The sequence below is a fragment of the Pseudomonas sp. MF06569 genome (assembly GCF_059862735.1).
The window spans coordinates 1-25,546 of sequence record NZ_JCBCUZ010000035.1; the positions used below are offsets into that span (position 1 = coordinate 1).

The 25,546-nt window shown below is 59.9% G+C and carries 17 protein-coding genes and 1 pseudogene; 14 read left to right on the forward strand and 4 right to left on the reverse strand.

Going from position 1 to position 25,546, the window contains the following annotated elements; all coding sequences use genetic code 11:
- Positions 1-262: 262 nt before the first annotated feature.
- The 6 genes and pseudogenes from recC (at position 263) to yfiB (ending at position 11,956) form a co-directional block, all read left to right on the forward strand.
- Positions 263-3,712 (forward strand): exodeoxyribonuclease V subunit gamma, encoded by a 3,450-nt coding sequence (gene recC / locus AC19YQ_RS22355; RefSeq protein WP_500595977.1) that lies wholly within the window; start codon positions 263-265, stop codon positions 3,710-3,712.
- Positions 3,712-7,401 carry an exodeoxyribonuclease V subunit beta gene (recB, locus tag AC19YQ_RS22360; protein WP_500595978.1) on the forward strand — a complete coding sequence of 1,230 codons (3,690 nt, stop codon included), beginning with the start codon at positions 3,712-3,714 and terminating at the stop codon, positions 7,399-7,401. Before recC ends, recB begins: the two co-directional genes overlap by 1 nt.
- A complete protein-coding gene (gene recD / locus AC19YQ_RS22365; RefSeq protein ID WP_219262357.1) occupies positions 7,398-9,482 on the forward strand; it encodes an exodeoxyribonuclease V subunit alpha in 2,085 nt (694 codons plus the stop codon). The genes recB and recD overlap by 4 nt, the downstream gene beginning before the upstream one ends.
- Positions 9,483-9,603: 121 nt before the next feature.
- On the forward strand, positions 9,604-10,179 hold the full coding sequence (gene yfiR, locus AC19YQ_RS22370) for a regulatory sequestration protein YfiR (RefSeq protein WP_133078804.1): 576 nt from the start codon (positions 9,604-9,606) through the stop codon (positions 10,177-10,179).
- Positions 10,176-11,445, forward strand: a pseudogene (dgcN, locus tag AC19YQ_RS22375) (diguanylate cyclase DgcN/YfiN). Before yfiR ends, dgcN begins: the two are co-directional and overlap by 4 nt.
- A gap of 7 nt (positions 11,446-11,452) precedes the next feature.
- Complete coding sequence (yfiB, locus tag AC19YQ_RS22380) at positions 11,453-11,956, forward strand: outer membrane lipoprotein YfiB (RefSeq protein ID WP_338648839.1); 504 nt, start codon at positions 11,453-11,455, stop codon at positions 11,954-11,956.
- A gap of 118 nt (positions 11,957-12,074) precedes the next feature.
- Here yfiB and AC19YQ_RS22385 read toward each other — a convergent pair whose 3' ends face one another.
- The gene (locus tag AC19YQ_RS22385; RefSeq protein WP_219262359.1) at positions 12,075-13,022 is read right to left on the reverse strand and encodes a LysR family transcriptional regulator; all 948 of its coding nucleotides are present in this window, start codon (positions 13,020-13,022) and stop codon (positions 12,075-12,077) included.
- A 114-nt stretch (positions 13,023-13,136) separates the two neighbouring features.
- On the opposite strand from AC19YQ_RS22385, the gene AC19YQ_RS22390 reads away from it, so the two are divergent.
- Entirely contained in the window at positions 13,137-14,651 is a 1,515-nt protein-coding gene (locus tag AC19YQ_RS22390) for a CoA-acylating methylmalonate-semialdehyde dehydrogenase (protein ID WP_133078812.1), read from the forward strand.
- Positions 14,652-14,662: 11 nt separating this feature from the next.
- A complete protein-coding gene (gene mmsB, locus AC19YQ_RS22395; protein ID WP_133078813.1) occupies positions 14,663-15,550 on the forward strand; it encodes a 3-hydroxyisobutyrate dehydrogenase in 888 nt (295 codons plus the stop codon).
- Positions 15,551-15,605: 55 nt separating this feature from the next.
- Here the strand turns inward: mmsB and AC19YQ_RS22400 are convergent, their stop codons facing one another.
- From AC19YQ_RS22400 to AC19YQ_RS22410, 3 genes are all read right to left on the reverse strand, one after another.
- Positions 15,606-15,950 carry a cupin domain-containing protein gene (locus AC19YQ_RS22400; RefSeq protein WP_016783536.1) on the reverse strand — a complete coding sequence of 115 codons (345 nt, stop codon included), beginning with the start codon at positions 15,948-15,950 and terminating at the stop codon, positions 15,606-15,608.
- Positions 15,951-16,087: 137 nt separating this feature from the next.
- Positions 16,088-17,491, reverse strand: a complete 1,404-nt coding sequence (locus AC19YQ_RS22405) for an amino acid permease (protein WP_133078814.1) — start codon at positions 17,489-17,491, stop codon at positions 16,088-16,090.
- 138 nt (positions 17,492-17,629) lie between these two features.
- Positions 17,630-18,511 (reverse strand): LysR family transcriptional regulator, encoded by an 882-nt coding sequence (locus tag AC19YQ_RS22410; RefSeq protein WP_500595979.1) that lies wholly within the window; start codon positions 18,509-18,511, stop codon positions 17,630-17,632.
- A 197-nt stretch (positions 18,512-18,708) separates the two neighbouring features.
- Between AC19YQ_RS22410 and AC19YQ_RS22415 the strand changes: the two genes are divergently transcribed.
- The 6 genes from AC19YQ_RS22415 (at position 18,709) to AC19YQ_RS22440 (ending at position 25,423) form a co-directional block, all read left to right on the forward strand.
- A complete protein-coding gene (locus tag AC19YQ_RS22415) occupies positions 18,709-19,473 on the forward strand; it encodes a sulfite exporter TauE/SafE family protein (protein ID WP_500595980.1) in 765 nt (254 codons plus the stop codon).
- A gap of 143 nt (positions 19,474-19,616) precedes the next feature.
- The gene (mdaB, locus tag AC19YQ_RS22420; protein ID WP_339476687.1) at positions 19,617-20,207 is read left to right on the forward strand and encodes an NADPH:quinone oxidoreductase MdaB; all 591 of its coding nucleotides are present in this window, start codon (positions 19,617-19,619) and stop codon (positions 20,205-20,207) included.
- A gap of 115 nt (positions 20,208-20,322) precedes the next feature.
- The gene (locus AC19YQ_RS22425) at positions 20,323-21,243 is read left to right on the forward strand and encodes a LysR substrate-binding domain-containing protein (RefSeq protein WP_339476684.1); all 921 of its coding nucleotides are present in this window, start codon (positions 20,323-20,325) and stop codon (positions 21,241-21,243) included.
- 334 nt (positions 21,244-21,577) lie between these two features.
- Positions 21,578-21,835 carry a DUF3077 domain-containing protein gene (locus tag AC19YQ_RS22430; protein WP_500595981.1) on the forward strand — a complete coding sequence of 86 codons (258 nt, stop codon included), beginning with the start codon at positions 21,578-21,580 and terminating at the stop codon, positions 21,833-21,835.
- 289 nt (positions 21,836-22,124) lie between these two features.
- On the forward strand, positions 22,125-23,792 hold the full coding sequence (gene ggt / locus AC19YQ_RS22435; RefSeq protein WP_219262365.1) for a gamma-glutamyltransferase: 1,668 nt from the start codon (positions 22,125-22,127) through the stop codon (positions 23,790-23,792).
- 185 nt (positions 23,793-23,977) lie between these two features.
- Positions 23,978-25,423 carry a SulP family inorganic anion transporter gene (locus AC19YQ_RS22440; RefSeq protein ID WP_500595982.1) on the forward strand — a complete coding sequence of 482 codons (1,446 nt, stop codon included), beginning with the start codon at positions 23,978-23,980 and terminating at the stop codon, positions 25,421-25,423.
- The last annotated feature ends 123 nt before the right edge of the window (positions 25,424-25,546 follow it).

Below are 25,546 nucleotides of genomic sequence, written 5' to 3' on the forward strand. Positions count from 1 at the left end.
GAAACGATGCATCGCCGATGGTAGTGTGGGGTTTCCCCATGTGAGAGTAGGTCATCGTCAAGATTAAATTCCAAACCCCCTGTCTGCTAACGCAGACAGGGGGTTTGTTTTTGGGCCGAGAAAAGTTTCGGTAAGCACACTTCCAATAAATCGCTCGATACTGCCCAGCCCCACGCCCTGTCTTTGAGCTTGCGCTCCACCAATCTTGCCGAGCAATGTTAAGGTTCGCCTTTGGATTTTGCCTTCCCCTAAGGATGCCGTCATGCCGGTTGCTACGTCCCTCAATGCGGGTTTTATGGTGGTTCACGGTAACCGCCTTGATGAGTTACGTAGCCTGGTGGTCAGCTGGATGCGTCGCTACCCCCTGGCTCCTCTGGAAAACGAAATCGCGTTGGTGCAGAGCAACGGCATCGCCCAATGGCTGAAGCTGGCCCTGGCCGAAGACGCTCAGGACGATGACCTCGGCGGCTGCGGAATTGCGGCAGCGGTGGATGTGCAGTTGCCCGGCAGTTTTTTGTGGCAACTCTATCGACTTGTATTAGGCAGCGAAGAAATCCCCGCCAAGTCCCTGCTCGACAAAGGCCCGCTGACCTGGCGCCTGATGCGCCTGCTTCCTGCTCTCATTGATCAACCACACTTCGAGCCGCTGCAGCGCTTCCTGACTCACGACACCGATTTGCGAAAACGCTATCAATTGTCAGAGCGACTCGCTGACCTGTTCGACCAATATCAGGTCTATCGTGCCGACTGGCTCGAAGATTGGGCCGCTGGCCGTCATCAACTGCGCAACGCCCGAGGTGAAAGCCCGGCCCTGAGCCCGGCCAACTGCTGGCAAGCCGAGCTGTGGCGTGCGCTACTGCTCGATGTGGGCGAGGAAGGCATGTCCCAGAGCCGGGCCGGTGTTCACCAGCGCTTCATGGACAAGATCAGCAGCCTTGAGCAAGCGCCGTCCGGCTTGCCTGCCCGAGTCATCGTCTTCGGTATCTCATCATTGCCTGCCCAAGCGCTCGAAGCCCTGGCTGGGCTTGCTCGTTTCAGCCAGGTATTGCTGTGCGTGCATAACCCCTGTCGCCACCATTGGTCTGACATCGTTGCCGACAAGGATCTGCTACGCCATCAGTACAAACGCCAGGCCCGCAAAAGCGGAATGCCTACAGCACTTGATCTCGACACCTTGCATCAACATGCCCATCCACTACTGGCCGCCTGGGGTAAACAAGGTCGCGACTACATCAACCTGCTCGACAGCTACGACGATCCCAACAGCTACCGTGCGGCTTTTCGTGATGGCCGTATTGATCTGTTCAGCGAAGTAGAACCGCTCAACCTGCTCAACCAGTTGCAGGATGACATTCTTGAACTGCGCCCCCTGAACGAAACCCGCGAATTGTGGCCCGCTATCGACCTGGAAGCGGATCATTCAATCCGTTTTCATATTGCCCACAGTGCTCAGCGAGAAGTCGAGATTCTCCACGACCAGCTACTTGCACGATTTAGCGAAAACCCTCAGTTGCAACCCCGTGATGTGATTGTGATGGTGCCGGATGTCGACAGCTACGCACCTCACATCCGCGCCGTATTCGGTCAGATTGAACGGGATGATCGCCGCTTTATTCCTTACACCTTGGCCGACCAGGGGCAGCGGGGCCGCGATCCGTTACTGATCGCCCTCGAGCATCTGCTCAAGTTGCCTGACAGCCGCTTCCCCGTCAGTGAAATCCTCGACTTGCTCGACGTCCCTTCGCTGCGCGCTCGCTTCAACGTCCAGGAACGCGACCTGCCAACCCTGCATCGCTGGATCGAAGGTGCGGGCATTCGCTGGGGGTTGAACGCCGAACAACGCGCTGGCCTGGGCTTGCCCCCGCAACTGGAGCAAAACAGTTGGCGCTTTGGCCTGCGTCGCATGCTGCTTGGCTATGCGGTGGGCAGTGGCGAAGCGTGCGATGGCATCGAGCCTTACGATGAAATTGGCGGCCTTGACGCCGTACTCATCGGCCCGCTTGTGGCCCTGCTCGATGCGCTTGAAATCGCCCATCAAGAACTCTCGAAACCGGCGCTGCCACAGCAATGGGGCGAGCGACTGCAAGCGCTGGTGCAGCTGTTTTTCCAGGCAGAAACCGAGCATGACGACTACCTGCTGGCCCAGCTTGAAGAATTGCGCGAAACCTGGCTCGAAACCTGTGAGCTGGTTGGCTTGCAAGATGAGTTACCGCTGACCGTAGTACGCGAAGCCTGGCTCACCGGGCTTGACCAAGGAAAACTGTCACAGCGCTTTCTTGCCGGTGCGGTCAATTTCTGCACCCTGATGCCGATGCGTGCGATCCCCTTCAAGCTGGTGTGTCTGCTGGGCATGAATGACGGCGACTACCCGCGGGCACAACCGCCGCTGGATTTCGATTTGATGGGCAGTGACTATCGCCCGGGAGACCGTTCCCGCCGTGAGGATGACCGCTATCTGCTACTCGAAGCGCTGCTTTCTGCCCGCGACCAGCTCTATATCAGCTGGGTAGGGCGCAGTATTCGCGACAACAGCGAGCGCCCCGCCTGTGTCCTGATTGGCCAACTGCGTGATCACCTTGCCAATGGCTGGCATCTGCAAGGGGGCGGTGACCTGCTCGAGGCCATGACCCAAGAGCATCCGCTGCAACCCTTCAGCACCCGTTACTTTCACGAGGGCAACCCCAACCTGTTCAGTTATGCCCGCGAATGGCAGCGATTACATGCGCCACAACCGCAACCGGTTCAGCCCGGTGCGTTAGGAGCACACGAGCAGGAAGAACCACTAAATCTGACGCAGTTACAGGATTTCTTGCGTAACCCTGTGCGTCACTTCTTTAGTCAGCGCTTGAAAGTATTCTTCGAAGCCGCCGAAGTGCCTTTGGCCGATGAAGAGCCGTTCGTGCTCGATGCACTGCAACGCTACACCTTGAGCGACAGTTTGCTTGAAGCGGCACTGGCACAGCCCGACCAGCTTGAAAACGCGTTGCACAACCGCGCCCTGCGTTTGCAAGGTAGCGGCCTGCTGCCCATGGCCGGGTTTGGCGAATGCCTGCAACAGGAGCTGATCGAACCATTACCGGATGTATTGCAACGCTATCAGCAACTGCTGGCCCTTTGGCCCACGCCGCTTGCCAGCGCGCTGCCCGTCAGTTTTGAGGACCAGGGGCTGATCCTGGAAGGCTGGCTCAGCAATCTGCATCAGCGCAGTGATAAAGGCCTACTGTCCATCACCACCATTCCTAACAGTATTGGCGCAATTAAAACCCGCAAATGGCACCGATTGACCCGGCCGTGGGTCAATCATCTGGCGGCGTGTGCCAGTGGCCTGGAGATGTCTACCGCGCTGGTGGCCAGCGATGACACTTTGCTGCTCGACCCTCTGGATGCCAAACAGGCCCGCGATATTCTGGGCAACCTGCTGGTGGCCTGGAAAGTCGGCATGAGTCATCCGCTGCCCATTGCCGTGAAAACCGCCTTTGCCTGGCTGGCACAAACAGACCCGGCAAAGGCCGATGCGGCCGCGCAGAAAGCCTACGAAGGTGATGGCCAAACCAGCGACGGCGAACGCCGCGAAAGCGCTGCTCTGGCCCGACAGTTTCCTGATTACACTGCCCTGATGGCGGCTGAAGAATTCGAAGAGTGGTGCGATGCCCTCTATCGACCCCTTTTTGATGCGCCTTGGCGCTCATTGAACAGCGAGGCATCCCGCTAATGAGCGAGCAAACATTACCGCTGGCCTTGGCCTTCCCCCTACGTGGCAGCCAACTGATCGAGGCCAGCGCCGGTACCGGCAAAACCTTCACCATCTCGGCGCTCTACCTGCGACTGATTCTGGGTCATGGCGGTGAAGAGTCTGGCTTTGGGCGTGAACTGTTACCGCCGCAGATTCTCGTCGTGACCTTCACCGACGCGGCCACCAAAGAGCTGCGCGATCGTATCCGCACCCGTCTGGCAGAGGCTGCCCGGTTCTTCCGTGGCGAGATCGAAGCCCCGGATGCCCTGGTCGAGCAACTGCGTGAACAGTTTGCTGGCGAGCAGTGGGCCGCTTGCGCGGGACGTCTCGACATCGCCGCCCAATGGATGGACGAGGCTGCTGTGTCGACCATCCACAGTTGGTGCCAGCGCATGTTGCGCGAGCATGCTTTCGACAGCGGCAGCCTGTTCACCCAGACCTTGGAAACCGACCACAGCGACTTGCTGGGAGAAGTGCTGCGCGATTACTGGCGGCTGTTTTGCTACCCCATGCAGGGCGATGCGCTGAGTTGGGTGCGCGCCCACTGGAGCGGCCCCGCCGCCTTGTTGCCGCGTGTGCGGGCACTGTTTGGCAGCTCACGCCAGCCAGCCAACCCGGAGCAAACGCCGGCGCAAATGATCGAAGCCTGTCTGCAAGAGCGCCGCCAGGCCTTGTCTGGGCTTAAAACGCCGTGGCTGCAGTGGGCTCAAGAACTACGGGATATCTGCCTGCAAGCCGTGGCGAGCAAAGCCGTCGACGGTCGCAAAATGCAAGCCCGCTATTTCGAGCCCTGGTTTGAAAAGCTCAGCGCCTGGGCTGCTGACGAAGCTCAGGAGCAGCTCGACCTCGGGACCGGCTTCACGCGTCTGACCCCCGATGGCATGGCCGAAGCCTGGAAGGGCGCGCCCCCGCAGCATCCGGGGCTCGACGCCATGCAGGGCCTCAAAGCTGCGCTCGATGCCTTGCCAACGCCCGACGCCGCAGTTCTGCAACATGCGGCGAACTGGGTCAGCGTGCGCTTTGAAGAGGAAAAACGCCGTCGCGCCGAGATGGGCTTTGACGACATGCTGCTGCGCCTCGGCGCGGCATTGCAGGCCGAAGGCGGCGAGCGCCTGGCCACCCTGATTCGCGAACAGTTCCCGGTGGCCCTGATCGACGAGTTTCAGGACACCGATCCCGTTCAGTACCGCATCTTCGAGACCATTTACCGGATCGAAGACAACAGCCCCGACACCGGACTGTTCCTGATTGGCGACCCCAAGCAGGCGATCTATGCCTTTCGCGGGGCCGATATTTACACCTACTTGCGCGCACGTCACGCCACCAGTGGGCGTTTACATACTCTGGACACCAACTTCCGGTCCAGCCACGCGATGGTCAAGGCGGTCAACCATGTCTTTGAGCGGGCGGAGCAGCGTGACACCGGGCGAGGCGCTTTTTTGTTCCGTGAAGGGGCTGAGAATCCTGTGCCCTTTGTGTCAGTCAAATCCCAAGGGCGTAAAGAAATCCTGCAGTTCGATGGTCAGCCTGTCAGTGCGCTGACGCTCTGGCAATTGGCCTCCGAGCAGCCCGTGTCGGGCGCCGTCTATCGTCAGAACCTGGCCGCGGCCTGTGCCAGCCAGATTGTCGAATTGCTCAATGGCGGTCAGCAAGGTCGCTGTGGTTTCGCCATAGACGGCGAATTCATGCGCGGCGTGTTGCCTGCTGACATCGCAATCCTGGTACGTGACGGTAAGGAAGCTCAGGCGGTTCGGCGAGAATTGTCGAATCGTGGTGTACGCAGCGTTTACTTGTCGGATAAGGATTCAGTCTACGCGGCGCAGGAAGCACACGATGTTCTGGCCTGGCTCAAGGCCTGCGCCGAACCGGACGTAGAGCGTCCGCTGCGTGCTGCGCTGGCCTGCATCACCCTGGACCTGCCGCTGATTGAACTGGAACGCCTGAACCAGGACGAGTTGGCCTGGGAAAAGCGCGTGATGCAGTTCCGTGGTTATCGCGAAACCTGGCGCAAGCAAGGGGTGCTCGCCATGTTGCGCCGCTTGCTGCATGACTTCGAGTTGCCCCAGGCCCTGATTGCCCGTCCAGATGGCGAGCGTGTGCTGACCAACGTGCTGCACCTGTCCGAACTGCTGCAACAGGCGGCTGCTGAACTGGATGGCGAACAGGCGTTGATCCGCCATCTGGCCGAGCATCTGGCATTGTCCGGGCAGGCGGGTGAAGAGCAGATCCTGCGCCTTGAAAGTGACGAGCAACTGGTCAAAGTCGTGACCATCCACAAGTCCAAGGGGCTGGAATACCCATTGGTATTCTTGCCGTTCATCTGCTCAACAAAACCCGTGGATGGCAGCCGTTTACCGCTGCATTACCACGACGCCGCCGGCAATGCCCACGTGAGCTTGACCCCGACGCCAGAGTTGATCGCCCAAGCGGATGACGAGCGTCTGGCCGAAGACTTGCGCCTGCTTTATGTGGCCCTGACCCGCGCCCAGCATGCTTGCTGGCTGGGCGTTGCCGACCTCAAGCGCGGCAATAGCAATCGGTCGATCCTGCACCTTTGTGCCTTGGGTTATTTGCTGGGCGGCGGAGCCGTGCTGGCCGAGTCGGTCGGGTTGCAGAGCTGGCTGGCAGATGCCCGGCAAGACTGTGCCGCGATTCAGTGCGAACCGGTACCGCCCGCTGGCGAGGCGCATTTTTATCCACCGCTTAACGAAGCCACCCTGCTTGAGCCGCTGATCCCTAGCCGCCGTGCTGCGGAAAACTGGTGGATCGCGTCCTACAGCGCATTGCGCATCGGTGACAGCCTCAGCCCTGCCGAGGCGCCCGAAAGCGCACTGGCGCAAAAGCTCTCTGATGACGAGCGACTCGATCCTGATGCGCCGCGTGAAGTGTTACTCAGTGGCGGTGATATACACCGCTTCCCACGTGGGCCAAATCCGGGGACTTTTCTCCACGGCCTGCTTGAGTGGGCAGGCAGCGAAGGTTTCAAGGCAACCCCTGAAGCGATCAGCGACGCCGTGGCACGGCGCTGCAACCGGCGTGGCTGGCAAGGCTGGATCGAGACCTTGAGCGACTGGCTGCAGCATCTGCAGGACGAACCGTTGCGTCTGAATAATGGCCAGCCAGCGGTCGTACTGAGTGAGCTGAGCCAGTACCAGATCGAAATGGAGTTCTGGTTTGCCAGCCACAAAGTCGATGTTGTGCAACTGGACACACTGGTACGTCAGCACACCCACGGCGGCGCGCCGCGTGCGGGAGTCGAGCCGAGCCTGCTCAACGGCATGTTCAAGGGCTTCATCGACCTGACTTTCGAGCACCAGGGCCGTTATTACGTGGCGGACTACAAATCCAACTGGCTGGGAGCCGACGATTCGGCCTACACCGAGCAAGCGATGACCGCCTCGATTCTGGATCACCGCTATGACCTGCAATACGTCTTGTACTTGCTGGCCTTGCACCGTCAGCTCAAGGCGCGATTGCCCGACTATGACTACGACCAGCACATGGGGGGCGCGCTGTATCTGTTTTTGCGTGGCACCCGCTCTCAAGGGCAGGGCGTGTATTTCACCCGGCCCCCCAGAATCTTGATCGAAAGCCTGGACCTGATGTTCCAGGGCAAACCTTTACCGAAAACAGCTGAGCCGGCCTGGGAACAGGGAGTGTTGTTATGAGTCGTTCGTTTGCCGAACTGTTGCCCACGCCGTTGACGGCCGAAAGCCTTGCCCTGCTGCAACCCTTGGGCCGTGCCGACGATCTGCTGCTGTTGCTGGAACGCTGGGTCGAGCGAGGCTGGCTGCGTGCGCTGGACAAAGCGTTCGTCGCGTTCCTGCATGAGCGCGATCCGCAAGGCGATCCTTTGGTGTTGCTGGCGGCCGCGTTGACCAGTCATCAGTTGGGCCACGGTCATGTGTGTCTTGATTTGTTCGAGACCCTCAAGGAACCCGACTTTGCACTGTCCTTGCCACCCGAGGGCGATGTGCAAACCGGCGCCATGCTGCTGCCCTCGCAGTTGCTTGAGGCGCTGGAGGGCGACGCGTGGTGCAAGGCCCTGCAAGCCAGCCCGTTGGTTGAGCACGCGGGCCAGCCATCGGCGGATGCGGCCAGCCGGCCATTGGTGCTGAGTGAGCGCCGTCTGTATTTACGCCGCTACTGGGCTTATGAGCGACGAATCGATAGCGCTTTGCGCCAACGTCTGTCGCAGGTTGAAGCAACGCCCGATGATTTGCCTGCACGGCTGAACGGCTTGTTCGGCAGCCCGGCACAGCATGCGCTGATTGACTGGCAAAAGCTGGCCTGCGCCCTGGCCACTCGCGGTGCATTCAGCATTGTTACCGGGGGGCCAGGCACCGGCAAAACCACCACCGTGGTGCGTCTGTTGGCCTTGCTTCAAGCCCCTGCCGTCGAAGCGGGGGCGCCCTTGCGCATTCGCCTGGCCGCACCGACCGGTAAAGCCGCCGCGCGCCTGACCGAGTCCATCAGCCTTCAAGTCAAATCCCTGGAAGTGGACGACAAGGTTCGGCAAAAAATCCCCAGTGACGTGACCACGGTTCACCGTCTGCTCGGCAGTCGCCCCGGCACGCGTCACTTCCGTCATCACGCGGGCAATCGCCTGCCACTAGACGTACTGGTGGTCGACGAAGCGTCCATGATCGACCTGGAAATGATGGCCAACTTGCTCGATGCACTGCCCGCCCATGCGCGGCTGGTGCTGTTGGGCGACAAGGACCAATTGGCGTCGGTTGAAGCCGGCGCGGTGCTGGGTGATTTGTGCCGCGATGCCGAAGCGGGTTGGTACACCCCGCAGACCCGTGCCTGGCTTGAGCAGGTCAGCGGCGAAAACCTGAGCGCCAGTGACTTGCAACAAGATCTGGAGGGTACGCATCCACTGGCCCAGCAAGTGGTCATGCTGCGTCACTCGCGCCGTTTTGGCGAAGGCAGCGGTATCGGCCAGCTGTCGCGCCTGGTCAACCAGCAACTGTCCCGCGAAGCACGGGCCCTGCTGGCGGCAGGCACCCACGCCGACCTCTTTGCATTGCCCCTCAAGGGCGAGCAGGATCGTGGTTTTGAGCGTCTGGCACTGGAAGGACGCGGCGCTGAGGCCAAAGGCTATCGGCATTACCTTGAGGTGTTGCGCGAGCAGCGCCCTACTGGCGAGACCGGTCTGGAAGCCCCTTGTTGGGCGGCATGGGCGGGTAACGTGCTGCAAGCGTTCGAGGCCTTTCAAGTTCTCTGCGCCGTGCGCAAGGGCCCCTGGGGTGTCGAAGGCCTGAATGAGCGCATCACCCGCGCCCTGTTTGCCCGCAAGCTGATCGACAGTGACCAGCATTGGTACGAAGGCCGCCCGGTCTTGATGACCCGCAACGATTACGGCCTGGGCCTGATGAACGGCGATATCGGTATCGCCCTCAGGCTCCCCGAGCGTGATGGGCTGACCCAGCGTCATGTGCTGCGTGTGGCATTCGCCCGTAACGACGGGCAGGGCGGTATTCGGTTTGTCCTGCCCAGTCGGCTCAATGACGTTGAAACGGTCTATGCCATGACCGTACACAAATCCCAAGGCTCGGAGTTCTCCCACACCGCGTTGGTGCTCCCCGAGGCGCTCAATCCGGTGTTGACCAAGGAGCTGATCTACACCGGCATCACCCGGGCCAAAAACTGGTTCAGCCTGGTCGAGCCGCGTACCGGCGTCTTTGAAGAGGCCGTGCAGCGCAAGGTAAAACGCCTGAGCGGGTTGATGCTGGGGCTGGGGTAAGCCTGCTTCCACAGGGAAATGGAGTTCCCAATTGCAACAAATGTGACCTGTATCACGGTCGTTTTGCCGGCTGTGCTATCGTTACGACATTACTCTTACAAAGATTACAGAGAAATCCTGCATGGACGTGGCTGTCTCATCGACAGAACAGTACTTTGGATGGCGGCTTCGGCTGCTTGCATTTTGCTTGTTACTGCTGAGCGTTCCTTGCCTGGCTCAAGCTGAAGCGCCAATCAACCTGGCTGATCAGCGTGCCAAGGCTGTGACTCAAGTGGTCCTTGGCATCCTGAGCTATGCACGCTGGCCCTCCGAGCCGGCGCAATTGCAGCTATGCATCATCGGCCCCACCGAATACACCGATGACCTGCTCAAGGGCGCGACGCAATCCAGTGGCAGACCGGTGCAGGTGCACCGCGTGCTGGCCAGTGACCCGGGCATTGCGAGCGACTGTAACGCTGTCTATCTGGGCAAGCTCAGCGTTGAGGAACGCAGTGGTCTATTCACCCGGCTGAATACCAAAGCCGTTCTGAGCATCAGCGAAGACAGTGATCAATGCACCGTTGGCAGCCTTTTTTGCTTGCACGTACGCGATAAGCAAGTGTCGTTTGAGGTCAATCTCGACTCCGTGGCCCGCAGCGGCGTACGTATTCATCCCAGTGTGTTGCAGCTGTCACGCCGCCGGGCGGCAGAGCCATGAGTGCGTTCAAGCCCCGTAAAAAACCTCTGCGCTTGCGCTCGGTCTTGCGCCGTGGCCACCTGGGCGTGGCCTTGGTGGCCGTCACACTGGCCAGCGCTTCCATGACCCTGCTGGGGGTGCTTGCGCTCAAGGTTTACGCCGATCACAACCTGCACCTGATTGCCCGCGCCATCAACTACACCTCTGAAGCCGCCGTGGTGTTTGATGACCGCGCGGCGGCAACCGAAGCGCTGGCCATGATTGCGTCCACTGAAGCAGTCGCCGAGGCTCGGATCTACACAGACGATGGCGAACTGCTTGCGCACTGGCAACGCCCTGAAAACGGCCTGCTGTCGAAGGTCGAAATGCTGTTGGCCGATGGATTGCTTGAGCAACCGATCAGCGTGCCGATTTTGCATCAGGGCCAGGAAATCGGCTTGGTGACAGTCCGGGGGCATGGTGCCAATTTGCTGCGCTTTTTACTGAGCGGGCTGTTGGGTGTGCTTGTGCACGGCGCTCAGTGCCTGGAGTGCGTTGTATCTGTCGCGTCGACTCCTGGATGGCATCACAGGTCCCTTGCAACAACTGGCAGAAGTGGCCCACGCCGCTCGCCGCGAGCGTGCGTTCGATCGGCGCGTGCCGCCTGCGCATATTGCTGAACTGGACAGCCTGGGCAACGACTTCAATGCACTGCTCGATGAGCTTGAGTCCTGGCAGAGCCATCTGCAGAACGAAAACCAGACCCTGGCGCATCAGGCCAGTCACGACTCGCTGACCAACCTGCCCAACCGCGCCTACTTTGAAACGCGACTGACGCGCACCCTGCGCTCGCTGAACAACGCCCGAGGGAAGGCCGCCGTGCTGTTCCTCGATAGCGATCATTTCAAAGACATCAACGATTCCTATGGCCATGCCACAGGTGATGCGGTGTTGGTGGCTATCGCTACGCGCATTCGCGCCCAGTTGCGTGAAGGCGATGTTGTGGCGCGTCTGGGTGGCGACGAATTTGCAATATTGCTGACCCCGCTGCACAAGATCGAAGACGCCCAGCGCATTGCGGACAAGGTGATTGCCAGCATGCTTGAGCCGATTAAAGTGCCGGGCCAAATCAGCATCGTGTCCTCACTCAGTATCGGCATCGCCGTCTACCCCGAGCATGGTGCAACCGCCGAGGATCTGCTCAGCGCAGCGGATGCGGCGATGTACCAGGCAAAGCGCCTCTCCCGAGGGGGGCAACACCTTGCGGAGCTGGAGTGCCCCGCAAACACCGTCATTACCAGGAGCTAACCCCCACATGCGTGTTTTGATTCATCGTTACCTGACATTTTTTAGCGTTGCCTTGTTGCTGGCCACGCTGTCGCTGACCGGTTGCCAGACGGCTGCGCCAAAAGGGCTGACGCCTGCCCAAGTTGCCGTTCTGAAAGAGCAGGGCTTTGAACTGACTGAAGAGGGCTGGGCATTTGGCTTGTCGGGCAAAGTGTTGTTTGGCAGCGACCTTGAAGTGCTCAACGGGCAAAGCCAGGAAATCGTGGAGCGCATCGGCACCGCTTTGCTCGGTGCAGACATCCAGCGCGTGCGGGTCGACGGCCACACTGACTCCTCAGGCAAGGAGTCCTACAACGAACAACTGTCCGTTCGCCGCGCCAACAGCGTGGTCAAGGCTCTGCTCAAGGTTGGCATGCGCCCCGAGAATATCCAGATCCGTGGGTTGGGCAGCCGCGAGCCGGTGGCGTCGAACAACACCCGCGCCGGGCGTACGGAAAACCGCCGCGTGTCGATTGTGGTGATTGCCGACTAGAGATTCGTACTGACCCCTCTTTGTGGGAGCGGGCTTGCTCGCGATAGCATCACCGCGATCATTCAGGCAGACCGCGGTGTCTGAATCGCGAGCAAGCCCACTCCCACAGGAGGTGGGGTCAGTCCACAAATTTCATCCCGCGCGTCTCGCCCAGCAGCAGCGGCGCATTCAGTTCCGTCACTTCGCGGATGTAATCCCATAGCAAGGTGATGCGTTTCAACTTCCTCAGATCTTCACGGCAGTACATCCAGAACTGTCGCGTGAGGTTGACCTCGTCAGGCAGCACCGGCAGCAAACGCGGGTCCTGAGCCGCCAGAAAGCACGGCAGAATCGCCAGCGAACGGCCTTGCTGCGCGGCCACGAATTGCGCAATCACGCTGGTGCTGCGCAAGTTGGCGCTGGCGCCCGGCAATACATTGGCCAGGTAAAGCAGCTCCGAGCTGAACGCCAGATCGTCCACGTAACTGATAAACGTATGCTCCGACAAATCAGTCATCCGGCGGATTGGCGGGTGCTGGTCCAGATACTCCTGGGTCGCATACAGCTGCAAGCGGTAGTCGCACAGCTTGCAGCACACATAGGGCCCGTGTTCCGGGCGCTCCAGCGCGATAACAATATCGGCCTCGCGCTTGGACAAACTGATGAAGTGTGGCAACGGCAGGATATCCACCGAGATCGCCGGGTAGGTATCCACAAAATGGCTGAGCTGGGGAGTGATGAAAAAACTGCCAAAACCCTCAGTGCAGCCCATGCGCACATGCCCCGACAGCGCCACGCCAGACCCTGATACCTGCTCGCAGGCCATGTGCAGCGTGCTTTCTATCGACTCGGCATATCCCAGCAAGCGCTGGCCTTCGTTGGTCAGGGTAAAGCCATTGGTGCGCGACTTTTCAAACAGCAAAGTCCCCAGGGCAGCTTCCAGCGAGCTGATCCGCCGCGACACGGTGGTGTAGTCAACCGCCAGCCGTTTGGCTGCGCTGCTGGCTTTGCGAGTGCGGGCCACCTCAAGAAAAAACTTCAGGTCGTCCCAGTTCAGGGCGCTTAACGATGTGATGTTTTTTTGCATGTTAGACCGGCTTTTATGTGCGTTCTTATTAGAAGAACGCACACCTATACTCCAAAAACAGTCCTGCGACCAACCTGGACGCCCGTACTCACAAGAATAATTCCGGAGACTTCCATGAGCGTTTCTAACACCCCGTATCAAAACGCACGCTTGCTGATCGACGGCGAATGGGTCGAGTCGCAGACCACCGAGTGGCACGACATCGTCAACCCGGCTACCCAGCAAGTGCTGGCCAAAGTGCCGTTCGCTACCGCCGATGAAGTCAATGCCGCCATCGCCGCCGCTCAACGCGCCTTCCAGACATGGAAGCTGACGCCTATCGGTGCGCGCATGCGCATCATGCTCAAGCTGCAAGCGCTGATCCGCGAACACTCCAAACGTATTGCCACCGTCCTGAGTGCTGAACAAGGCAAAACCATTGCCGACGCCGAGGGCGATATTTTCCGTGGTCTGGAAGTGGTCGAGCACGCGTGCTCCATCGGCACTTTGCAAATGGGTGAATTCGCCGAAAACGTTGCAGGCGGGGTAGACACCTACACCTTGCGTCAGCCTATCGGCGTCTGCGCAGGCATTACACCCTTCAACTTCCCGGCCATGATTCCTCTGTGGATGTTCCCGATGGCCATCGCCTGCGGGAACACCTTCGTACTCAAGCCGTCCGAGCAAGATCCGCTGTCGACCCTGATGCTGGTCGAGCTGGCCATCGAAGCCGGTGTTCCGCCGGGCGTGCTCAACGTCGTACACGGCGGCAAGGACGTCGTGGACGCGCTCTGCACCCACACCGATATCAAAGCGGTATCGTTTGTCGGTTCGACCGCCGTCGGCACCCATGTCTATGACCTGGCGGGCCGTCACGGCAAACGCGTGCAATCGATGATGGGCGCCAAAAACCACGCTGTGGTACTGCCCGACGCCAACCGTCAACAAACCCTCAACGCACTGGTTGGTGCAGGCTTTGGCGCTGCCGGCCAGCGTTGTATGGCCACCTCGGTGGTGGTGCTGGTGGGCGCCGCCAAACAATGGCTGCCAGACCTCAAGGCGCTGGCGCAACAGCTCAAGGTCAACGCAGGCAGTGAGGCGGGCACCGATGTGGGGCCGGTGATCTCCAAACGTGCGAAAGAGCGCGTACTGGGGCTGATTGAAAGCGGTATCAAAGAAGGCGCGGTGCTGGAACTGGACGGGCGCAATGTCAAGGTTCCGGGTTTCGAACAAGGCAACTTTATCGGCCCGACCCTGTTTTCGGGCGTCACCACCGACATGCAAATCTACACCCAGGAAATCTTTGGCCCGGTGTTGGTGGTGATTGAAGTCGACACCCTCGATCAGGCCATCGCACTGGTCAATGCCAACCCGTTTGGCAATGGCACCGGCCTGTTCACCCAAAGCGGCGCTGCGGCACGCAAGTTCCAGACTGAAATCGATGTCGGCCAGGTCGGTATCAACATCCCGATTCCAGTGCCGGTTCCGTTCTTCAGCTTCACCGGCTCCCGTGGTTCGAAACTCGGTGATCTGGGGCCGTACGGAAAGCAAGTTGTGCAGTTCTATACTCAAACCAAGACCGTCACCAGTCGCTGGTTCGACGATGAAAGCGTGAATGATGGCGTCAACACCACCATCCATCTTCGTTGAGGGCACACACCATGAACATCGCATTTATTGGCCTGGGCAACATGGGCGCACCAATGGCGCGCAATCTGCTCAAGGCCGGGCACTCGTTGAACCTGTTTGACTTGAACAAAGACATCCTGGCCGAACTGGCAGCCCTTGGCGGCCATGTCAGCGCCTCACCACGGGAAGCCGCCCAAGGCACCGGGCTGGTGATTACCATGCTCCCGGCGGCCGCCCATGTACGCAGCGTATGGCTGGGTGAAGACGGGGTGTTGGCCGGGATCGGTGCCGGGGTGCCCGCAGTGGATTGCAGCACCATCGACCCGCAAACCGCCCGTGAAGTGGCCGCCGCTGCGGCCAAACAGGGCGTGCAAATGGCCGATGCACCGGTATCCGGCGGCACGGGCGGCGCGCAGGCGGGGACCCTGACCTTTATGGTCGGCGCCTCACCGGCATTGTTCGACACCTTGCACCCGGTACTCGCTCAAATGGGTCGCAACATCGTCCATTGCGGGGATGTGGGCACCGGCCAGGTGGCTAAAATCTGCAACAACCTGCTGCTCGGGATTTCCATGGTCGGCGTCAGCGAAGCCATGGCACTGGGTGCCGCGCTGGGCATCGACAGCGAAGTGCTTGCGGGTGTTATCAACAGCTCCACCGGGCGCTGCTGGAGTTCGGAGGTGTACAACCCGTGGCCGGGCATCGTTGAAACGGCCCCGGCATCGCGGGGCTATACCGGCGGCTTTGGCGCCGAGCTGATGCTCAAGGACCTGGGGCTGGCCACCGAGGCTGCACGCCAGGCCCATCAACCTGTGGTGATGGGGGCTGTGGCGCAACAGTTGTATCAGGCCATGAGTCTGCGCGGCGAAGGCGGCAAAGACTTCTCGGCCATCATCAATAGCTATCGCAAGCCCGAATAGGGCTTTTCCGGGAATCCGCGTCGGGCGGATTCCCGGTTTTTTTGCATGCTTTCAATCACGCAAAAACGAAGTACTTGCGCACGGTTTCCACCACTTCCCACGTGCCTTTCATGCCCGGCTCCACCACAAAGATATCCCCGGCCCGCAGATGGATCGGTTCTTTGCCTTCCGGGGTGATGATGCAATAGCCCTCACGGAAATCGCAGTATTCCCACTTCACATACTCCACGTACCACTTGCCGGGCGTGCAGATCCACGTCCCCATGATCTTGCTGCCGTCTTCGCTGGTGTAGGCGTTGAGGTTGACGGTATGCGGGTCGCCCTCGAGTTTTTCCCATTTGCATGCATCGAGCACGGGCAGGGGATGGGTGTCGCGAAGCACGGTGATTGGCGCAGACATAAGACCTCCGGTGATGGGTTATCGAACCTCACCCTAACCGTGGTGGCGCACTGACAGATGCCTGATTCCGACACCCAGATACGCAAAAGCCCCGGCACTGAGTGAGTGCGCGGGGCTTTTGTGTAACGGCTGAAGGCTTAGCGGGTGTTCGCCAGCGCCTGGCCCTTGCTCAGGCGTAAACGGTAGAACCCGTAAATGATCAACAGCCATACAGGGATTGCATACACCGAAGCGCGAACGTCGGGGATCATCCAGATGACGGAGACGATCACAGCCATAAACACCAGGCACAGGATGTTGCTGAACGGGAACCAGAACGCCTTGAACGAAGGCGTCACGCCCTCAACGGCCATCGCCTTGCGGAACTTGATATGGGTGAGGCTGATCAGCGCCCAGTTGATCATCAACGAGGCAACCACCAGCGCAAACAGCAACTCCAGCGCTTTATGCGGGGCCACATAGTTGACCACCACGCACAGCAACGTCACCAGCGCCGACACGCCCAGCGCGCGCAAGGGCACGCCATTTTTGGTCAGTTTCATCAGCGCCTTGGGCGCGTCACCCTGCTCGGCCAGGCCGAACAGCATGCGGCTGTTGCAGTACACACCGCTGTTGTAGACCGACAGCGCGGCGGTCAGCACCACAAAGTTGAGGATCTGCGCGGCGGTGTCGCTGCCGATCAAGGCAAAAATCTGCACAAACGGGCTGCTGCCGTAGGCATCCCCACCGGCGCCGAGCGTGACCAGCAACTGGTCCCACGGATACAGCGCCAGCAGCACGGTCAGTGCGCCCACGTAGAAAATCAGGATCCGGTACACCACCTGGTTGATGGCCTTGGGGATCACTTTTTTCGGCTCGCTGGCTTCAGCCGCCGTGATGCCCACCAACTCCAGGCCACCAAAGGAAAACATGATAAAGGCCATCGCCATGAGCAAGCCCATGCCGCCATTGGGGAAGAACCCGCCGTGGCTCCACAGGTTGCTGATCGACGCCTGTGGGCCGCCGGTGCCGCTGAACAGCAGGTAGCAACCCAGTACGATCATGCCGACAATCGCCACCACCTTGATAATGGCGAACCAGAACTCCATTTCACCGAACACTTTGACGTTCAGCGTATTGATCAGGTTGACCAGCACAAAGAACACCACGGCGCTGACCCAGGTCGGGACCTCGGGCCACCAGAACTGAATGTACTTGCCCACCGCCGTCAACTCGGCCATGCCGACCAGCACGTACAGTACCCAATAGTTCCAGCCCGACAGAAACCCCGCGTAGCCGCCCCAATACTTGTGGGCAAAGTGGCTGAAGGAGCCGGCAACCGGTTCTTCGACGATCATTTCGCCCAGCTGGCGCATGATCAGGAACGCAATGAAACCGGCGATCGCATAGCCAAGAATCATCGACGGTCCGGCCGACTTGAGCACGCCCGCCGAACCCAGAAACAGGCCCGTACCGATCGCGCCGCCCAGGGCAATCAGCTGGATATGGCGATTTTTCAAACCGCGTTTGAGTGTGACCGGGGGGGAGTTAGCGTCAGCCATCGGGTGCCCTGTGAGTTGTTATTCTCAAAAACTTGATAAAAATACCCGCGGCCAAAGGTGCCTAGGGTGTCGCAAGCCCCGGATATTACTCTTGGTAAAAACGAAGGCATACAGGAGAGCACCAAACAGCGACTCTTCCTACAGGCTCAACGCCTCCAGCAAGGCCACTGCATAGGCAGGCAACTGCTCAAACGAGCGTGCGCACAGCAGCAGTTTGCGATCCGCCCACGGCTCGCAGAGGTTCACCACCTTGAAGGTGCGCGGCGCCTGCCAGCGCTCAATCGTCGCCTTGGGTACGACACCCAGCCCGGCACCGCGGGCGACCATGCGCAACACCCCGTCGAAACCTTCGGCGCGAATCCGCACCTGCATGCGAACGCCCACGTGCAGCGCCTGCTCTTCCAGGTACACCGCCAACGCGCTGCTGGCCGACAACCCTACATAGTCATGGCTCAGGGTGTCGCTGAAGGAGAGATCAGGCCTGTTGGCCAGAGGATGGCCGAGGGGTACCACCAGTACCAGCGGGTCATCGCGAAAGGGGCGGGTTTGCAGGTCGCGGGTGTCGACGGCATTGGAGATGACGCCAATATCGGCTGCGTCCTGGCGCAATGCATGGGTGATGCGCAGGCTGGTGAGTTCTTGCTGGTCGACGCTGATGTTGGGGTGCTGGCGCACGAAATCGGCGAGCAGTTCGGGCAGGTATTCGGTGAGGGCTGAGGTGTTGCACAGCAGGCGTATCCGGCCCTTGAAGCCCAGGGCGTACTCAGCCAGGTCATGGTTCATGCGCTCGACGTGCTGCAGTAACAGCCGTGCATGGTGCGCGAGCGCTTGCCCGGCCGGGGTCGGGCTGACCCCACGGCGAGAGCGGAGTAGAAACGCCACGCCCAACGACGCCTCCATCGCCCTGATCCGCGCACTGGCCGCAGGCAGAGACAAATGACTGAGGCTGGCGCCCGCCGTAATGTTGCCCGCCTGCACCACATTCAAGTACAGGCGCAGATCAACCAGATCGAAGTGCATGAACGGTCCTTGCCCTCCCTGTGGGAGCGGGCTTGCTCGCGATGGCAGCGCCATGATTTGGCAGATACTGCGCGGCGATAGCATCGCGAGCAAGCCCGCTCCCACCCAGATGCGTGTGTTTAGTCTATTGCTGCGCAAGAGGCAGGCTTCATCTATGGTGAATTTTCAACGCCGTCGCCGTGGCCCAGCATACACCCATGAAAACACTGATCGAGTTCTACCAACACCTCGGCCTGGCCTTGTCACTGCTGGTGATGATGACCTTTTTGCTGGCGGGCACCGTCAAGGGCGTCATCGGTCTTGGCTTGCCAACGGTGGCGATGGGCATGCTCGGGCTGGCTATTGCTCCAGCGCAGGCTGCGGCGTTGCTGATCATTCCCTCCATTGTCACCAACGCCTGGCAACTGGCTGCCGGCGGGCAGTTGCGTACGCTGATAAAACGCCTGTGGCCTATGCAGTTGGGCATCTTTATCGGCACGGGGGTTGGCATGCTCTGGCTAAGTATCGACGGCGGCACGTGGGTGGTACGGGCGCTGGGGGCGGCCTTGCTGTTCTACGCCCTCAGCGGACTGTGGCTGCCCACCCTGCGCGTCGCCCCGCAGCGCGAGCGCTGGCTGGGCCCGATATGCGGCGTGATCACCGGGGTGATTACATCGGCCACCGGCGTGTTTGTGATTCCCGCCGTGCCCTATCTGCAGGCGCTGGGCTTAAGCAAAAACCAATTGGTTCAGGCCTTGGGATTGTCCTTCAGCGTCTCCACATTGGCCCTTGCCGCCGGGCTTTACTGGCGCGGCAATCTGGGCGGCGGTGAGCTCAATGCCTCATTGCTGGCGCTGGTGCCCGCCATGCTCGGCATGTGGCTGGGGCAGTGGTTGCGCCAGCGCATCAGCGCCACGCTGTTCAAACGGGTGTTCTTTATAGGCATGGCGCTGTTGGGTGCGCACTTGCTGGTCAACAATTGAGTATTCATTCGTGCATTAACAGCAAAGGTGATTTGACCCACCACGGGTTTTTCTTGAGCAAGCGCATCGATATTCTGCCGACATGATTTTTAACCCCCCTGTCGCTCAACAGCGCTGAGGGTTTACCCCCCTGGAGGCTGATGATGAAAAAAATACTCTTGCTTAACGGCGCCAAAAAATTTGCCCACTCCGATGGTCGCTACAACCTGACCCTGCACGACACCGCGCTGGCGTTTTTTGATCGCCAGGGCTTTGAAGTCAAAGTGACCCACATCGACGAAGGCTACGACATCGCCGAAGAGGTTGAAAAATACCTGTGGGCTGACGTGATCATCTATCAAATGCCGGGCTGGTGGATGGGTGCGCCCTGGATCGTCAAGAAGTACATCGATGAAGTGTTTACCCAAGGCCACGGCAAGCTCTACGCCAGTGACGGTCGTACCCGTTCCGACGCTTCTCAGCGTTACGGCAGCGGCGGCCTGATTCACGGCAAACAATACATGTTGTCCCTGACCTGGAACGCCCCGCAGCAAGCGTTCGATGATCCGGCGGACTTTTTCGAAGGCAAAGGCGTGGACGCGGTGTACTTCCCGTTCCATAAAGCCAATGAATTCCTGGGCATGACCGGCCTGCCGACCTTCTTGTGTGTCGACGTGATGAAGCGTCCGCAACCCGAAATCGACGCCGCGCGTTATGAACAGCACCTGAGCGAGGTGTTCGGTCTCAAGGCATAACGACGCCAGGGTGGGAGCAGGCTTGCTCGCGATGCAGGCGACGCGGTTGTTCAGACGAACCGCGGTGATACCATCGCGAGCAAGCCCGCTCCCACACGTAGATAAGGTCGCCCGCGTGAAAGCCAGATCCGATGAGCTGCAAATTTTTGTCTCGGTCATCGAGTGCGGCTCGATTTCTGCCGCTGCCGAGCAAGCCGGGCAAACGCCGTCCGCCGTCAGCCGCACGCTTTCAAGGCTGGAAGCCAAGCTCGGCACCACGCTGATCAACCGCACCACGCGGCGCATGGACCTGACCGAGGAGGGCAAGTTTTTCTTCGAGCGGGCCAAGCTGATCCTTGAGCAGATGGACGAGCTGGAAGAGCGCCTCATCTCGCACCAGCGCACGCCCTCGGGACGGTTGCGCATCAATGCAGCCGCGCCTTTTGTGCTGCACGCCATCGTGCCGTTTATCCCCGAATTCCGTGCGCTGTACCCCGACATCCAGCTCGAACTCAACAGCAACGACCTGATCATCGACTTGCTGGAGCAAAGCACCGACATCGCCATTCGTATCGGCACCCTGGCCGACTCCACCTTGCACGCCCGTTCTCTGGGGTGCAGCCCGCTGAACATCCTGGCCAGCCCCGACTACCTTGCCCGTCACGGCGTCCCCACCCGCGTGGCGGACCTGGCCAACCACACCCTGATCGGCTTTACCCAAAACGATGGCCTCAATCAGTGGCCGCTACGTTATGCACAGGGTGATCGCTGGCCCATCCAGCCGGCCATCAGCGCGTCCAGCGGCGAAACCGTGCGCCATCTGGCGCTGCAAGGGCAGGGCATTGCGTGCCTTTCGCACTTCATGACCCATGAAGACATTACCCACGGGCGCTTGCACGTCGTGCTGGGCGAGTTCAACAGCGGCTACCGTCAACCGATCAACGCCGTGTACTACCGCAACTCACAACTGGCGCTGCGCATTCAGTGCTTTCTGGACTTTATCCAGGCCAAGCTCGCCAGCTACGCGATCTGCGACAAGCCCACAGGGCTTGAGTGAGGTTCCTACACATAAAGCAACGTCTGCACCTGCTGCGTCGCTTTCTATTGAGGGACGATTCCTAGAGAATCCTGACCGTCTTGTGGCGCTGCACACGGGTGGATAGTCTCGCCGGGTCGCTGATTTCAGTGACCGGTTTTGACAGACCGTGAAGAACGAGTAGCGTTGCGTCATATACATCTCAACGTGTTATGGCGGCTGCGTGTGGGGCACTTTCGAGTGCACCGGGTCTTGCTTGTTCTCCTCGGTCTGTCAACCCGCACGCAGCTGCCACCTTCTTCGATTGACAGCGGGTAAGTGGTAGTTCTTCCAGGCTTTTTATGAGAATTAAGCGATGAAGAAGATTGTTCCCGACCCTCCGCTGTTCACCTGCGCCCACCAGGGCACTTCGCTGTTTGCCATCAACCCCGGCGTACCTGTTCAGGAAGCGCTCAAACATGCCTCGTTGCTGCTCAAAGGCGCAGAACTTACTGCCGACGACATCCGCTCCCACCTCAGTGGTTTTGAGGCCGAGCAGTTGTGGTGCGTGATTCACGGCGTCGAACTTGCCCGTGGTCTGGTGGATGCACTGATCACCGAAACGCGCACATAACGCCCTCAGTAGCAGCTGCCGAAGGAACGAGGCTGCGTTCGGCGACGAAGTCGTCGCAAATCCTGCAAACGCGGTATTCCTGAAACACCGGGTGGTAGGGTTTACGACTGCTGCGCAGCCGGACGCAGCCTCGTTCCTTCGGCAGCTGCTACGAGTCCTGTTTTTGGCGCAGAACGGCGTTGTCTTCGAGGTTGTGCGTCACTGCGCATTTTCACTTTTGTTGTTTGAAAATGTTGCCCAAATCAGACAAGGTTTGGCCACAGTTGATAACAATAAAAGGAAGTACCGAATGCGCATTGTGTGGTTCAAAACCCTGGCCTTGACGGCCGCCATCGCTGCCAGTTCCTCGGCTTATGCCGTTACCCTGGAGGGCGGGGCTGTCGCTGCACCGGACCAGTACGGTGCCGAAGTGGCCGCGCAGATTCTCAAAAAAGGCGGCAATGCGGTCGACGCTGCCGTGGCAACCGCCTTCACCCTGGCCGTGACGTACCCCGAAGCCGGTAACATCGGCGGCGGCGGTTTCATGACGATGTACATCGATGGCAAACCCTATTTCCTCGACTATCGCGAGACGGCGCCCAAAGCCGCCACCCGCGACATGTACCTCAACGACAAAGGCGAGATCATCGAGAACCTGAGCCTGGTCGGTTCTCGTGCCGCTGGCGTGCCGGGTACGGTGATGGGCTTGTGGGAAGCGCACCAGCGCTTCGGTAAATTGCCGTGGGCCGAACTGCTGACCCCGGCCGTGGGTTACGCCAAAAACGGTTTCAAGGTGGCCGACCAGCAATACCAGTACCGCGAAGATGCGCTGGCGCTGTTCAAGGGCACCACCAACTTCGGTGACTACTTTGGCAGCATGAAGCCCGGCGAAACCTTCAAGCAGCCTGAGCTGGCCGAGACCCTGGAGCGCATCGCCGATCAGGGCGCCAAAGAGTTCTATCATGGCAAGACCGCTGACCTGCTGGTCGCGCAAATGCAGAAGGACAAAGGCCTGATCACCAAGGAAGACCTGAACGAATACAAGGTCAACTGGCGTGAACCGATGCGCGTCGATTTCCGCGGCAACACCCTGTACACCGCGCCGCTGCCAAGCTCGGGCGGTATCGCGCTGGCCCAACTGATCGGCATCAAAGAAGACCGTGCAGCGGACTTCAAAGGGGTTGAGCTGAACTCCGCGCCGTATATCCACCTGCTGGCCGAGATCGAAAAACGCGTGTTTGCCGACCGTGCCGACTACCTCGGCGATCCGGCTTTCGGCAAGATGCCAGTGGCTGAACTGACCGACCCGGCCTACATCGCCAAGCGTGCGAAAGAGGTCAATCCGAAGGCTATTTCCGAGACTGCCAAGGTCAAGCCGGGCCTTGAACCGCACCAGACCACGCACTTCTCCATCGTCGACAAGCAGGGTAATGCGGTCAGCAATACCTACACCCTGAACTGGGACTACGGCAGCGGCGTTGTGGTCAAAGGCGCGGGCTTTTTGCTGAACGACGAAATGGATGACTTCAGCTCCAAGCCGGGCGTGGCCAACGCCTTTGGTGTGGTGGGCGGCAATGCCAATGCCATCGAGCCGGGCAAGCGCATGCTGTCTTCCATGAGCCCAAGCCTGGTGACACGCGATGGTGAAGTCACGCTGGTACTCGGCACACCGGGCGGTTCGCGGATCTTCACCTCGATTTTCCAGGTGCTGAACAATATTTACGACTACGACTTGCCACTGGAGAAAGCCGTGGCTGCACAGCGCGTGCATCACCAGTTGCTGCCCAAAGACACGATTTACTTCGACGCCTATGCACCGCTCACCGGCAAGGTGGCTGACGAGCTCAAGGCAATGGGTTACACCCTTGAGGATCAGGGCTGGAACATGGGCGATATCCAGGCGATCCGGGTTAACGGTACCCAGCTTGAAACCGCGTCCGACCCGCGTGGTCGTGGTGTGGGCATGGTTGTGAAGTAAACCCGCAACGCACAGAGTGGGAGCGGGCTTGCTCGCGATGCAGACACCTCGGTCATTCTGGTTCACCGAGGTGTGGCCATCGCGAGCAAGCCCGCTCCCACAATTGCTTTTTAGCCCCTGCAATTTGTTACCATCCTTTACTTATTATCCCTTCCGTTTTTCCCGTCCCGACTTTTAGGTAAGCCATGAAACTCTCACGTCTGCGCGCTGATGTCCTGGCCGGGCTCACGACGTCCTTCGCCTTGTTGCCCGAGTGCATCGCGTTCGCGCTGGTTGCCCACCTCAACCCGCTGATGGGCTTGTATGGCGCGTTTATCATCTGCACCCTCACCGCGCTGTTTGGCGGGCGACCGGGCATGGTGTCCGGTGCGGCCGGGTCGATGGCGGTGGTGATCGTCGCGCTGGTGGTGCAACACGGCGTGCAGTATCTGTTGGCCACCGTGCTGTTGAGCGGGCTGATCATGCTGGCGTTCGGTTTGTTCAGGCTCGGCAAGCTGGTGCGCATGGTGCCCCATCCGGTGATGCTGGGCTTCGTCAACGGCCTGGCGATCGTGATTGCCCTGGCGCAACTGGATCACTTCAAGGACGGCGGCACCTGGCTCAGTGGCATGGCGCTGTACATGATGATCGGACTGGTGGCCGTGACCATGGCCATTGTCTATCTGCTGCCACGCCTGACCCGCGCCGCGCCGCCTGCCCTGGTGGCCATTCTGGGCGTGGGCCTGGCGGTCTATTTTCTGGGCTTGCCGACCCGCACCCTGGGCGATATGGCGCACATTGCTGGCGGTTTGCCGAGCTTCAGCCTGCCGCAGATTCCATGGACGCTTGAGACCCTGAGCATCATCGCGCCTTACGCAATCGTGATGGCCGTGGTGGGTTTGCTGGAAACCCTGCTGACCCTCAATCTGACCGACGAAATCACCGAGAGCCGTGGCTACCCGGACCGCGAGTGCGTGGCGTTGGGCGCGGCAAACATGGTGTCGGGTGCGTTTGGTGGCATGGGCGGTTGCGCCATGATCGGCCAAACCGTGGTCAACCTCAGCTCCGGCGGGCGTGGCCGGTTGTCGGGTGTGACTGCCGGACTGATGATTTTGCTGTTTGTGTTGTTCCTGTCGCCGTTTATCGAGCGTATCCCGTTGGCGGCGCTGGTGGGCGTGATGTTTGTGGTCTCGCAGCAGACCTTTGCCTGGGCCTCGTTGCGGGTGCTGAACAAGGTGCCGCTCAACGATGTGCTGGTGATCATCGCCGTGACGGTGATTACCGTGTTTACCGACCTGGCGGTGGCGGTGCTGTGCGGGGTGATTATCGCCGCGCTCAATTTTGCCTGGCAGCAGGCGCGTCAGCTGTACGCCGACGCGGATCTGCAAAGCGACGGCAGCAAGCTTTACCGTGTTCATGGCACGTTGTTTTTTGCCTCGACCACGGCCTTTCTCAAGCAGTTCGACCCGGCCAACGATCCGGCTCAGGTGACGCTGGATTGTCGCCACCTGAACTTCATGGATTACTCGGCCATCGCGGCACTGGACACCTTGCGCGAGCGCTATCGCAAGGCGGGCAAGCATCTGCGGGTGCTGCACCTGTCCGAGCGCAGCAAAAAACTGCTCAAGCGGGCGCGTGTTCAGCACGAATGAGCGAAATGCGTACGACACGTTGAGGCGTACCGTGCGCTGGTGAAGTGGGTTTCTGGCAATGAAAGTTGCCGGTGTATATAAGCCCGTGTGTTTAATAGCCGTGAACCAAGTTCGCGGCTATTA